The 12968-nt window shown below is 57.3% G+C and carries 10 protein-coding genes; 7 read left to right on the top strand and 3 right to left on the bottom strand.

From position 1 onward, the window contains the following. Positions 1-26 precede the first annotated feature (26 nt). Both KGFNPO_RS10840 and plsY read left to right on the top strand, forming a co-directional pair. Complete coding sequence (locus KGFNPO_RS10840) at positions 27-869, top strand: sulfurtransferase (protein WP_472631295.1); 843 nt, start codon at positions 27-29, stop codon at positions 867-869. 35 nt (positions 870-904) lie between these two features. Next, complete coding sequence (gene plsY / locus KGFNPO_RS10835) at positions 905-1510, top strand: glycerol-3-phosphate 1-O-acyltransferase PlsY (RefSeq protein ID WP_472631294.1); 606 nt, start codon at positions 905-907, stop codon at positions 1508-1510. Positions 1511-1698: 188 nt separating this feature from the next. On the opposite strand, the gene tsaD is transcribed toward plsY, so the two are convergent. Then, on the bottom strand, positions 1699-2727 hold the full coding sequence (gene tsaD, locus KGFNPO_RS10830; RefSeq protein ID WP_472631293.1) for a tRNA (adenosine(37)-N6)-threonylcarbamoyltransferase complex transferase subunit TsaD: 1029 nt from the start codon (positions 2725-2727) through the stop codon (positions 1699-1701). Between the two features lie 159 nt (positions 2728-2886). On the opposite strand from tsaD, the gene KGFNPO_RS10825 reads away from it, so the two are divergent. The 4 genes from KGFNPO_RS10825 to KGFNPO_RS10810 all read left to right on the top strand — a co-directional run bounded on the left by KGFNPO_RS10825 (position 2887) and on the right by KGFNPO_RS10810 (position 6803). Continuing rightward, the gene (locus KGFNPO_RS10825) at positions 2887-3510 is read left to right on the top strand and encodes an ANTAR domain-containing response regulator (protein ID WP_472634453.1); all 624 of its coding nucleotides are present in this window, start codon (positions 2887-2889) and stop codon (positions 3508-3510) included. A gap of 249 nt (positions 3511-3759) precedes the next feature. Then, positions 3760-5037, top strand: coding sequence for a CmpA/NrtA family ABC transporter substrate-binding protein (locus KGFNPO_RS10820; protein ID WP_472631292.1), 1278 nt, complete (start codon positions 3760-3762; stop codon positions 5035-5037). 9 nt (positions 5038-5046) lie between these two features. Beyond that, positions 5047-5949 (top strand): nitrate ABC transporter permease, encoded by a 903-nt coding sequence (gene ntrB, locus KGFNPO_RS10815; RefSeq protein WP_472631291.1) that lies wholly within the window; start codon positions 5047-5049, stop codon positions 5947-5949. A gap of 38 nt (positions 5950-5987) precedes the next feature. Then, entirely contained in the window at positions 5988-6803 is an 816-nt protein-coding gene (locus tag KGFNPO_RS10810; protein WP_472631290.1) for an ABC transporter ATP-binding protein, read from the top strand. A 119-nt stretch (positions 6804-6922) separates the two neighbouring features. Here KGFNPO_RS10810 and KGFNPO_RS10805 read toward each other — a convergent pair whose 3' ends face one another. Continuing rightward, on the bottom strand, positions 6923-8626 hold the full coding sequence (locus tag KGFNPO_RS10805; RefSeq protein ID WP_472631289.1) for a protein kinase domain-containing protein: 1704 nt from the start codon (positions 8624-8626) through the stop codon (positions 6923-6925). Between the two features lie 267 nt (positions 8627-8893). Next, a complete protein-coding gene (locus KGFNPO_RS10800) occupies positions 8894-10108 on the bottom strand; it encodes a nitrate/nitrite transporter (protein ID WP_472631288.1) in 1215 nt (404 codons plus the stop codon). Positions 10109-10372: 264 nt separating this feature from the next. Between KGFNPO_RS10800 and nirB the strand changes: the two genes are divergently transcribed. After that, positions 10373-12814 carry a nitrite reductase large subunit NirB gene (nirB, locus tag KGFNPO_RS10795; protein WP_472631287.1) on the top strand — a complete coding sequence of 814 codons (2442 nt, stop codon included), beginning with the start codon at positions 10373-10375 and terminating at the stop codon, positions 12812-12814. The last annotated feature ends 154 nt before the right edge of the window (positions 12815-12968 follow it).

The raw sequence follows: 12968 nt of genomic DNA, 5'->3' as shown, positions 1-12968 counted from the left end.
ACACTTTCTACAGCGGAAATCGCACCATGCAGGCCACAGAACCATTCGTCAATATCGCCGGTTATAAATTCGTCACTTTCAGCGATAGCGTTGAAAAACGCGCTGAATTTCGCGCTTTGTGCGAGAAATTGGCTTTAAAAGGCACCATTTTGCTGACGCCGGAAGGAATTAACCTGTTTCTGGCCGGGCGGCGTGCTGCAATTGATCAATTTCTGGCGTGGCTGCGCGCCGATGCGCGTTTTTCGGATTTTTACGTCAAAGAAAGCACTTCGCCAGAGCAGCCTTTCACCAAGCTGCTGGTCAAGCTGAAACGTGAAATCATCACGATGAAGATGCCGCTGATCAAGCCCGAAGAAGGCCGCGCCCCTTTCGTGGAACCCAAAACCCTGAAGCGCTGGCTCGATTGCGGCCATGACGACAACGGCCGGCCGGTGGTGATGCTGGAAACCCGCAATGCGTTCGAAGTTGATGTCGGCACTTTCAAAAACACTGTTGATTACCGCATCAGCAAGTTCAGCGAATTTCCCGACGTTATCGCCGCCCACAAAGACGAGCTGGAGGGCAAGACGCTGGTCACTTTTTGCACCGGCGGCATTCGCTGCGAAAAAGCCGCGATTCACATGCAAAACATCGGCTTTGACAATGTGTACCAGTTGGATGGCGGCATTCTGCAATATTTCGAGGATGTCGGCGGCGACCATTACGACGGCGAATGTTTCGTGTTCGACTATCGCACTGCGCTCAACCCGAAGCTGGAACCGACCGCCACCACCCAATGTTTCGCCTGCCGCGCCGTGGTCACGCCAAGTGAGCAATTGGCGCCGGAATATGTGCCGGGCGTATCTTGCCCGCATTGCTATAAAGCGTAATACATAAAAAACATTGTCCACAAAAGAAAGAATGAATGACTAGCATCCTGTTTGCAATCGCCGCTTACCTGATCGGCTCGATTTCCTTTGCGGTGGTGGTGAGCAAGTTGCTCGGGCTGAACGACCCGCGCAGCTATGGCTCCGGCAACCCGGGCGCGACCAATGTGCTGCGCAGCGGCAACAAATCGGCGGCGTTGCTGACATTGCTGGGCGATGGCGCCAAAGGCTGGCTTGCCGTGTGGCTCACCATTCGGTTCGGCCCGCAATACGGCGTGGGCGAGGGCGGCGTCGCGCTGGTGGCGCTGGCGGTCTTTCTCGGTCATCTGTGGCCGGTATTTTTCCGCTTCGTCGGCGGCAAGGGCGTCGCGACTGCACTGGGTGTGCTGTTGGGTTTGAGCGGCTGGCTCGGCTTGGGGACGCTGATTACCTGGATGGTGATCGCGTATGCATTCCGCTACTCGTCATTTGCCGCCCTGATCGCCGCCATATTCGCGCCGTTTTACTACGGCTTGATGTTCGGCGTTAATCCGATCCTGTTTGCGGTGCTGGCTATGAGCGCGCTGTTGGTGTTTCGCCACCGCCAGAATATCGCCAACCTGATGGCCGGCAAGGAAAGTCGTTTGGGTAGCAAGAAGGCGTGATTGGGATTTTTAAAAATAGCGGGAGTATGGCTTTAAACACTGCCATTCCCGCATATTTTTAGTGCTAAATTAAAAAATACCAGATGCAGTATATCGGTTGCAGCCCGCGCAGTTTCGTAGGATGGGTGAAACCCATCATTTGCATTGATAGCGATTAAAAAGTGATGGATTTCACCCATCCTACCGATCTACGCCGCGCGCAACGTATCCAGCGGCCAGCGCGGCAGCACATTGAACGCATAATCGCGCTTGGCCGCATCCGGATTTTCCTTCAAGCGCAGCGCTGCTGCGAAGGCGATCATCGCGCCGTTGTCGGTGCAAAATTCCAGTTCCGGATAAAACACCTGGAAGCGCCGTTTGGCCGCTGTCGCATTCAGCGCTTCGCGCAATTGCACATTGGCGCCGACGCCGCCGGCAATCACCAGCCGTTTCAGGCCGGTATCGCGCAGGGCAGTCATGCATTTGGCGACCAGCACTTCCACCATCGCATCGACAAAAGCGCGCGCCACATTGGCTTTGTCTTGCTCGCAAATATTGGTGATCTTATTTTTGACCAGGGTCAGCACTGCGGTTTTCAGGCCGGAAAAACTGAAGTTCAAATCTTTCGAATGCAGCATCGGGCGCGGCAATTTATACACGCCGGGGTCGCCGAATTCCGCCATGCGCGAGATTTCCGGCCCGCCCGGATAACCGAGTCCCAGCAATTTGGCCGACTTGTCGAAAGCTTCACCGGCGGCGTCGTCCAGCGTTTCGCCCAGCAAGGTATAGCGCCCGACGCCATCGACGCGCATCAATTGCGTGTGGCCGCCGGATACCAGCAAGGCCACGAACGGGAACGCCGGTGGCTTGCTGGCGAGCAAGGGCGATAGCAAATGGCCTTCCAGATGGTGAATGCCGAGCATGGGCTTGTCGAGCGCCAGCCCCAGACCGCAGGCAAACGATGCGCCGACCAGCAGCGCGCCGGCCAGGCCTGGACCTTGGGTGTAGGCGATGGCATCGATGTCGGTTAGCGTTTTGCCGCTGTCTTTGAGAGTTTGTTGCAACAGCGGGACGGCGCGCCGGATATGGTCGCGCGATGCCAGTTCCGGCACTACGCCGCCATACGCCGCGTGCATCGCAACTTGCGAGTGCAGCGCGTGCGCCAGCAAGCCTAGTTCGGTGTCCACCAGCGCGATGCCGGTTTCGTCACAGGAGGATTCAACGCCTAAAACAAGCATGGGGATTCTCTACAGGTAGGTGTGTGGTGTGATTCTTGCATACATTTTTTGGGTGTATTTCTTGTTTGTATTATAGAAGATGGCGCTCCTTAAGCCCGATACCCGTGCTGCAACGATGAATGGATTGTTACTTTGAAGACGCAGATCACGACATCAGAAATAGGCAAGCTTCGCATTGTTGTCGTCAATACCGTCTGGTCCCTGGAGGATGCGGATGATGCCGCCGCACGCGCCCATTCGGAGCGTTCGCGGGCGTTGCGCATCGGCCTGCTGCAGGCGGGCTACAACATCGTCGCCGCGATTCCTGGGGATTTTTACCTGCAGGAGCGGATCGCGCAACTGCAGCCGGACATCATCATCATCGACGCCGAGTCCGATGCGCGCGATGTGCTGGAACAGATCGTGATCGCCACCCGCGATGCGCCGCGCCCGATTGCGTTATTTACCGAAGATGCCAGCGAATCGCATATGACGGTGGCGATGGAAGCCGGAGTGTCGGCCTATGTGGTGGCCGGCTTGCAGGCGGAGCGCGTCAAGCCGGTGCTGGATGTCGCAATGGCGCGTTTCAATGCCGATCAAAAATTGCGCATTGAATTGTCCGACACCAAAGCCAAACTGGCCGAGCGTAAGACCATCGACCGCGCCAAAGGCTTGCTGATGACGCGTCACAAGCTCTCGGAAGAAGAGGCGTACCAGAAACTGCGCCGGTTGGCGATGGACAAGAACCTGAAAGTGGCCGACATCGCGCAGCGCATCCTGGATGTCGCTGATTTGCTGGGTTGAGATGGCTTGTGTTGGTGCGTCGCACAAAACTGGTGCGAAAAAACGCCTGAGTTGCATCCGGATGGACGGATTCCATTGTGGAAAAGCTGGCACGGCAATTGCTGAATGAAAGATAAGCGCTAACGATGGCGTATGTGTGGAACCGGCCAACGGCGGTCGGTTCTGCCAAGACAAAGGTGTCTCTCCGCATGATTTATTTCATGACGGACAGGCACCTTTTTTATTGGTTCAAATAGTGGGAGAACAACCATGTTCAGCGATAAAAACCATCCAGTCAGCGCAACCGGACAAGACCTTGTCGACAGCAAACGCCGCAGCCTGATCAAAACCGCAAGTCTCGCCGCAGGAGCAAGCATGTTTGGATTATCCACAGGCGGAGTCTGGGCCGCCGGTTCCGACAAGCCGGAAAAGGAAGAGGTCAAAGTCGGATTCATTCCGCTGACCGATTGCGCTTCGGTGGTGATGGCATCGGTACTCGGCTACGACAAGAAGTACGGCATCAAGATCGTACTCAGCAAGGAAGCGTCATGGGCTGGCGTGCGCGACAAGTTGGTCAATGGCGAACTGGACGCTGCGCATGTGTTGTATGGCTTGATTTATGGGGTGCAAATGGGCATCGGCAGCCCGAAAAAAGACATGGCGGTGCTGATGTCGCTCAACAACAATGGGCAGGCGATTACGCTGTCGAAAAAACTCGCCGACAAGGGCGCGGTCGATGGCCCCAGCCTCGCCAAGCTGATGCGTACCGAAAAGCGCGAATATACTTTTGCCCAGACTTTTCCGACCGGCACGCATGCGATGTGGCTGTATTACTGGCTGGCCGCCAGCGGTATTGATCCGTTCAAGGATGCACGCGTCATTGTGGTGCCGCCACCGCAAATGGTCGCCAATATGCGGGTCGGCAATATGGACGGCTTCTGCGTTGGTGAGCCTTGGAATCATCGGGCGATCATGGATGGCGTCGGCATCACTGCCACCACGACGCAAGACATTTGGAAAGACCATCCGGAAAAAGTGTTGGGCGCCAGCGGCGATTTCGTCAAGAAATATCCGAACACCGCGCGCGCCCTGGTCGCTGCAGTGCTGGAAGCCGGCCGCTGGATCGATGCGTCCTTGGGCAACAAGAGCAAGATGGCCGAAACCATCGCCGCCAAATCGTATGTGAATACCTCGGTCGATGCGATCAACCAGCGCATTCTCGGCCGCTACCAGAATGGCCTCGGCAAGACCTGGGACGACCCGAATCACATGAAGTTTTTCAACGAAGGGAAAGCGACTTTCCCTTACCTGTCCGACGGCATGTGGTTCATGACGCAGCACAAGCGCTGGGGCTTGCTGAAGGGCGAACCGGATTATCTCGGCGTGGCAAAAGCAGTGAACCGGATCGACATCTACAAAGATGCTGCCGCAATGGCGAAGGTCGCCGTGCCGAAAGAGGTGATGCGAACCAGCAAACTGATGGACGGCACCGTATGGGATGGCAAAAATCCGAAAGCCTATGCCGCTTCTTTCAAGATCAAAGCCTAAGGAGTCATCATGATTGCAGTAATGGATTCCACCACAAACACGCCGGCCACCGCGGTCGCAAAATCACCACCGGAGAAAACGATGGTTGCTGGTGCCAGCCCAGCTGTTGCGAAAGCGGCAGGCAGGAAACTGTCATTCCGACCTTTCCTTATGGCGGTCGTGCCGCCTGTGATTGGCGTCGCTTTGCTGGTGCTGATTTGGCAAATCATCTCCATCAAGAATAGCGGCATTCCTTCACCGCTGGCGACTTTCAACGAGGCCGTAATCCTGTTCTCGGACCCGTTCTACATCAACAGCCCGAATGATCAGGGCATTGGCTGGAACGTGTATGCGTCGCTGAAGCGGGTGGCGATCGGCTTCGGCTTAGCGGCAGCAATCGGCATTCCGCTGGGCTTCATGATCGGCCGTTTCACTTTCCTGTCGCGCATGTTCGGTCCCATCATCAGCTTGCTGAAACCGGTGTCGCCGCTGGCCTGGTTGCCAATCGGCTTGTTGGTATTCAAGGCGGCTGATCCGGCTGCGATCTGGTCGATTTTGATCTGCTCGATCTGGCCGATGATCATCAACACCGCCATCGGCGTGCAGCGCGTGCCGCAGGATTACATGAACGTGGCGCGGGTGCTGAATCTGTCGGAATGGAAAATCCTGACCAAAATATTGTTTCCTGCTGTGTTGCCGCACATGCTCACCGGCGTGCGTCTTGCCATCGGCACCGCCTGGCTGGTCATCGTCGCAGCGGAAATGCTGACCGGCGGCGTCGGCATCGGATTCTGGATCTGGGATGAATGGAATAACCTGAACGTGGCGCACATCATCATCGCCATCGTCGTCATCGGCGTGGTCGGTTTGATTCTGGAACAGGCGCTGGTCGCGGTCGCGAAGGCATTCACTTTTGAAGATAGCGGCAACTGATCGCTGTAAAGAAAAATAAGGAAAAATAAGGAAAAATCATGGAAAACCAAGATCACAAGTTCATTGATGTGCAGCACGCTGAAATGGTATTCCACACCAGGAAGGATAATTTTCACGCATTGCACGACATCAACCTGAGCATTCGGAAAGGCGAATTCGTCACCCTGATCGGTCATTCCGGTTGCGGAAAATCGACTCTGCTGAACCTGCTCGCGGGTTTGACGACGGCCACCGGCGGCGTACTTATTTGCGCCAACCGGGAAATCGCCGGCCCCTCGCCGGAGCGCGGCGTGGTATTCCAGAACCACTCGCTGCTGCCGTGGCTGACGTGCTTTGAAAACGTCTATCTGGCAGTCGAACGCGTTTTCGGCGCTGCCGAATCGAAAGCAAAACTCAAGGAGCGCACCAAGGCTGCGCTGGAAATGGTCGGCCTGACCCACGCCGAAACCAAGCGCCCCAACGAGATCTCCGGCGGCATGAAGCAGCGCGTCGGCATCGCCCGCGCGTTGTCGATGGAGCCGAAAGTGTTGCTGCTGGATGAACCGTTCGGCGCGCTGGATGCCTTGACCCGCGCCCATCTGCAAGACGAGTTGCTGAAAATCGTCGCGAAAACCCAATCGACGGTGGTGATGGTCACGCACGATGTGGATGAGGCCGTGTTGCTGTCGGACCGGATCGTGATGATGACCAACGGCCCGGCGGCCACCATCGGCGAAATTCTGACCGTGCGGCTGGCGCGACCGCGCGAGCGCGTCGCCCTGGCGCAGAATGCCTTGTACAGCGAATACCGGACCTCGGTGCTGGAGTTTTTGTATCACCGCCAGGCGCATCCGGCGGAGAAAGAAGTGGCTTAATCGTGGGTAGATACTCTTAGGACTTACGCAATCCCAGAAACGTAGGTCGGAAAAGCGCAGCGCCTTCCGACAATCAGACGCAACGTCGGAAGGCGCTGCGCTTTTCCGACCTACAGTTCTCAGCGAATCACAATCAAATACAGCATCAATATATTCAAAATAATGGCGGTAATGGCGAGGGTGCGCCAGACGGAAACCGGGTCGCGGGTTGCCAGCGGCAGGGTGCCGGCGGTGGTCAGCGGACGCGTTGCACCGCGTTCCAGTGCCAGCAGGAATTCTTCCGCAGTCTCGAAACGGCTGCTGGTGTCTTTGGCCAGCGCCTTCAGCAACACGTTTTCCAACCACAACGGGATGTCGGGCCGGTAACGGCTCGGCGCTACCGGCTCGCCGAAGCGCGGGTGCTGGAACGGTTCGATCTCGCCGTACGGGTAATGCCGGGTCAGCAGGTAATACAGCGTCACGCCGACCGCGTACACATCGGTCTGGCGCGATGGCGGCGCATTGTCGAATTGTTCCGGCGCCAGAAAAGACGGGGTGCCGGCTTGCGGCGCTGGATTGCCTTGTTCGGCTTCGAATCCGGATTGCGCCACGCCCAGGTCCAGCACACGCAATTCGCCATCGTCGCCCAGATGCACATTGGCCGGTTTGATGTCGCGATGGAGGATGCTGCGCCGGTGCAGCGCGCCGATTGCGCGCACCAGTTGCTCGCCGTGGCGGACGACTTCCGGCACCGTGAAGTGCTGGCCGGCATCGAGGCACTGTTGCAGGTTATTGCCGGCATGCCAGGTGCAGAGGTAATACAAGGCGGTTTTGCGTTGCGGCGTGATGACCTGCGGGAAAAAGCGTGCGACCGCCCGTTTTGCCAGCCATTCCTCGTGCGCGAAAGCCGAGCGTTCCTGTTCGTCATTGGCGTGGTCGGGGTGCAGCGTCTTGAGCACCAGCTTGCGCTGCGTGGCCGGATCGAGCACGCGATACAACAGCGTCGCTTGCGACGCATGGATCATTTCTTCAACCAGGTAGCCGTCGATGCTCTGGCCCGCTTTCAGCCTGGGCGGCAGCGGCAAATCGCGCGAGATCGCGACCGCATCGCGCAAGTTTTTTTGCGGCAGCGCATCGACCCGCAATATCAAGGCGCTCAGATTATCTTGCGAGCCGGCTGCCAGCGCCGTATCCAGCAAAGCCTGGCTGGCGTGTTCGATACTGCCGCGGCCCTGCGCCGCCTCGGACAAGACGGCGGTCAGGTCGTATTCCGTGATCGAGGCCCAGACGCCGTCGCTGGCCAGCAGAAACACATCGCGCTGTTGCAGTTCGCCCATGCCGTGGTCGATTGCAAGCCGGGAGTCGAGGCCGATTGCACGCGTGAGCACATGCTGCATTTCGGGCCGGTCCCAGACATGGTCGGTGGTCAGCCGGGACAGTACGCCGCCGCGTAGCAAGTACAAGCGGGTGTCGCCGACATGGGCAAAATAGTAAAACCGGCCGCGCAGCACGATGGCAGTCAGCGTGGTCGCCATGCCGGCCAGTTCCGCCCGAATCGAACCTTGTTGCTGGACCCAGCTGTTGGTGGCCTTGATCACGCGCTCCAGCGCTTGCGTCACCGGCCAGGTATCGGGCGTGGCGTAATAATCGGCCAGCAAACCACGCACCGCGTATTCCGACGCTTCGCGTCCGCCTTCATTGCCGGATACGCCGTCCGCGATAGCGGCCAGCATGCCTTTGGTCGACAGTTCCGGCTCGTTGGGCGTGACCATGCCGAGAAAATCCTCATTGCGTTCGCGTTTCCCAGCGGATGTGGCGTGGCTGGCGGCGATGATCAGTGGCATGGTGTTGTCTCAGTCGGTAATCAAATTCTGTCCACGAAAGACACGAACAAATTCATGGACAATGAATTTGTAAAAACAGTGAGTATATGTATTTTCATGGCATTTTACGCATATTTTTATTGTTGATATAAAATATACTCCATTAAATTCTAAGAAAGAGCCAGGCGCTCGTTCAGCGTGCGAACCGCGTCTGTGCTATCCAAGTGCGCCCTTTTTCGTGGCTTTCGTGCTTTTCGTGGACCATGCTTTTCCGCATTTCCCTCATCATCAAATCTTGGCCGCTGTCATCGCCGCGCTACCCCAAGTGGTGCGCCAGCGGGTCTTGACCATCGACAAGCCGAGCAACGCGACTATCGCCAGCCCTGCAAAGATGGAAAGTCCCAGCTGATAGCTGCCCGTCAATTGCTTCGAATAACCGAGGCTGGATGCCAGGTAAAAGCCGCCGATGCCACCCGCCATGCCGACCAGGCCGGTCATCACGCCGATTTCCTTGCGAAAGCGTTGCGGCACCAGTTGGAATACCGCGCCGTTGCCGGTGCCCAGCGCCAGCATTGCCAGCGTAAACACGATGACGGCCGCGACCGCAGACGGCAGGCCGAAGCTGGCGATCAGCAGAAAACTTGCGGCCAGCACATACATGATCGACAAGGCCTTGATGCCGCCAATCCGGTCGGCCAGACGGCCGCCCATCGGCCGCACCAGCGAGCCGGCGAATACGCAGGCGGCGGTGAAATAGCCGGCAGCCACCGGTGACAAGCCGTATTGGCTGTTGAAGTAAATGGCGAGCGACGATGCCAGGCCGGAGAAGCCGCCAAAGGTGACGCTGTAAAAGAACATGAACCACCATGCATCCTTGTCTTTCAGGATGTGCAAATACTCGACCAGCGACTTCGCCGGTGGTGCCGACGGGGCGTCTTTGGCGTATGTCATATACACCACCAATGCCACGCTCAAAGGAATCAGGGCCAGGCCAAACACGTTTTGCCAGCCATAGGCGATCGCCAGTGACGGCGCAAATAATGCCGCAAACGCGGTGCCGGAGTTGCCGGCACCGGCGATGCCGAGCGCGGTGCCCTGATGCTCCGGCGGATACCAGCGTGATGCCAGCGGCAGCGCCACCGCGAAAGCCGCGCCGGCCACGCCCAGAATGACGCCCAATGTCAGCAAGCTTTGGTAACTTCCCAAGTTGCCCAACCACGCCCAAGTCAGCCCGGCGATCACGATCAGTTGGCCGATCAGTCCGGCTTTTTTGGGTTTCAGATGGTCCACCAGAACGCCCATCACGATACGCAACAAAGCGCCCGCCAATAAAGGCGTGGCGACCATCATGCCTTTTTGTGCGTCTGACAGGCCCAGGTCCTTGGCAATCAGGATCGCGAGCGGGCCGAGCAAAACCCAGACCATGAAGCTGAGGTCGAAGTAAAAGAAGGCGGAAAGCAGCGTCGGGGTATGTCCCGTTTTCCAGAACGATGTTTTTTGCATGATGACTCCTGATATGAATACGCGTCATTAATGCAAGCGCCATGCCATACGCCTGCGTGATGCCTGCACACTTGCCGGCACAACTTGATATGGCGTAAATCGGATAAGGGTTATTTTTGTGCGTTGCACTATTTCAGTGTGATTGCGTGCGGTAAATGCCCTTTAAGGGTGCAAATCTGGATTTCGCCACGGCCATGCACCACAAAACGCACTGGCATCAATTTTGCTCAAGTAAAGCCAACAGACATTTATTTGGGGACCGTGATGAAGAAGTTGAAACTGGTAATGGTGGGTAACGGCATGGCAGGCGTGCGTACGCTCGAAGAGCTGCGCAAGATCGCTCCCGATATTTATGACATCACCGTGTTCGGTGCGGAACCTTATGCCAATTACAACCGCATCCTGTTGTCGCCGGTGCTGGCCGGCGAGCAAACCGTACAGGACATCATGTTGAACGATGTCGATTGGTATGTGGAAAACGACATCACGCTGCATCTGGGCAAAAAGATTATCAAGATCGATCGCCTCAAGCGTCAGGTGATTGCGGAAGACGGCACCGTCGCCGAATATGACCGCTTGTTGCTGGCGACCGGCTCGAATCCATTCATGCTGCCGGTGCCGGGCAAGGACTTGGAAGGCGTGATCGCCTATCGCGACATCGCCGACACCAACGCGATGATAGCCGCGGCGACCAAGTACAAACATGCGATCGTCATCGGTGGCGGCTTGCTCGGTCTGGAAGCGGCCAACGGCTTGAAACTGCGCGGCATGGATGTCACCGTAGTCCATTTGCCGAAATGGCTGATGGAGCGTCAACTGGATGAAGTCGCGGGCAAGATGCTGCAGAAATCGCTGGAAGATCGCGGCCTGCATTTCCTGCTGGGGAAAAACACCGAGGTTATTATCGGCGACGAAGATGGTGGAAAAAGCGGTCATGTAAGAGCGATTCGTTTCACAGACGGACTGGAAATTCCGGCGCAATTGATCGTGATGGCAGTCGGCATCCGTCCCAACACCGCGCTGGCTGAATCGGCCGGCATTTATTGCAATCGCGGCATCGTCGTCAATGACACGATGCAGACCTATGACCCGCGCATTTATTCGGTCGGCGAGTGCGTCAACCACCGTGGCAATGTGTATGGGCTGGTCGCGCCGTTGTTCGACATGGCTAAAGTTTGCGCCAATCATTTGGCCAATTTCGGCATTGGCCGTTATCAGGGTTCGGTCACCTCGACCAAGCTGAAAGTTACCGGCATCGATCTGTTCTCGGCCGGCGATTTTACCGGCGGTGCAGGCACCGAAGAAATCATCCTGTCGGACCCGATAGGCGGCGTCTACAAGAAACTGGTGCTGAAGGACGACAAGCTGATCGGCGCCTGCCTGTACGGCGATACGGTGGACGGCAGCTGGTACTTCAAGCTGCTGCGTGAAAGCCGGGCGATTGCCGAAATTCGCGACAGCCTGATGTTCGGCGAATCGAACACCGGCGACGCCGGTCATGAAGGTTTCACCAAGGCCGCATCGATGCCGGACAGTGCCGAAGTGTGCGGCTGCAACGGCGTGTGCAAGGGCACCATCGTCAAGGCGATCAAGGAGCACGGCTTGTTCACGCTGGAAGATGTGCGCAAGCACACCAAGGCATCGGCTTCGTGCGGCTCCTGCACCGGTCTGGTCGAGCAGATCATCATGTCCACCGTCGGCGCCGATTATTCCGTTTCCAGCAAGGCCAAGCCGCTGTGCGATTGCACCGATCACACCCATCAGGAAGTGCGCGATGCGATCAGGGTCGAGAAATTCCTGAGCATCGCCCAGACCATGGAAATGATGGCCTGGCGCACGCCCAACGGCTGTACCAAATGCCGTCCTGCGATCAACTATTACGTGCTGTCAACCTGGCCGCACGAAGCCCGTGACGATCCGCAATCGCGCTATATCAATGAACGCGCGCACGCCAACATCCAGAAAGACGGCACGTACTCGGTCATCCCGCGCATGTGGGGCGGCGTGACCAACGCATCCGATCTGCGCCGCATCGCCGACGTGGCCGACAAATACCAAATTCCGACCATCAAGGTCACCGGCGGCCAGCGCATCGATTTGCTCGGCGTGAAAAAAGCGGATTTGCCGGGCGTCTGGAAAGACCTTGGGATGCCGTGCGGCCATGCGTATGCGAAGGCATTGCGTACCGTGAAGACGTGTGTCGGCAGCGAATGGTGCCGTTTCGGTACCCAGGATTCGACTTTGATGGGGCAGCAACTGGAGCGTGAATTGTGGAAGATGTACGCGCCGCATAAGGTCAAGATCGCGGTCTCCGGTTGCCCACGCAATTGCGCCGAATCCGGCATCAAGGACGTCGGCGTGATCGGTGTCGATTCCGGATGGGAAATTTATGTCGGCGGCAATGGCGGCATCAAAACTGAAGTCGCGCAATTCTTCGTCAAGGTCAAGACCCATGCGGAAGTGCTGGAATATGCGGGCGCTTTCCTGCAGCTATACCGCGAAGAAGGCTGGTATCTGGAGCGTACCGTCCATTATCTGGAACGCGTCGGCCTCGATCATGCGAAGAAAATGGTGCTGGAGGACGAGGCCAGCCGCAAGGCGTTGTATGAACGCATGCTGTTCTCGCTCGACGGCGAGGTTGATCCTTGGGTTGAGCCAGAGAAGGCGCTGGTTGATATGCGCCAGTTCGTGGCGCTGCCGGCCTGATTTGGTTCTGTTCCCTCTCCCGCAAGCAGGATAGGGAGTTTTGCTCCTCTCTCCCACTTGTGGGAGAGAGGCCGGGAGAGAGGGCGGTGACTATCCCCAAGGTGGTTGAATAGCACAAGCAATAAGTCATGAGTATTTTTAAAGTCACCCTTAA

Source organism: Gelidimonas diazotrophica (assembly GCF_055694025.1).
Note: the sequence above shows the minus strand (reverse complement) of the source record. Positions and strands in the feature narration are given on the sequence as shown.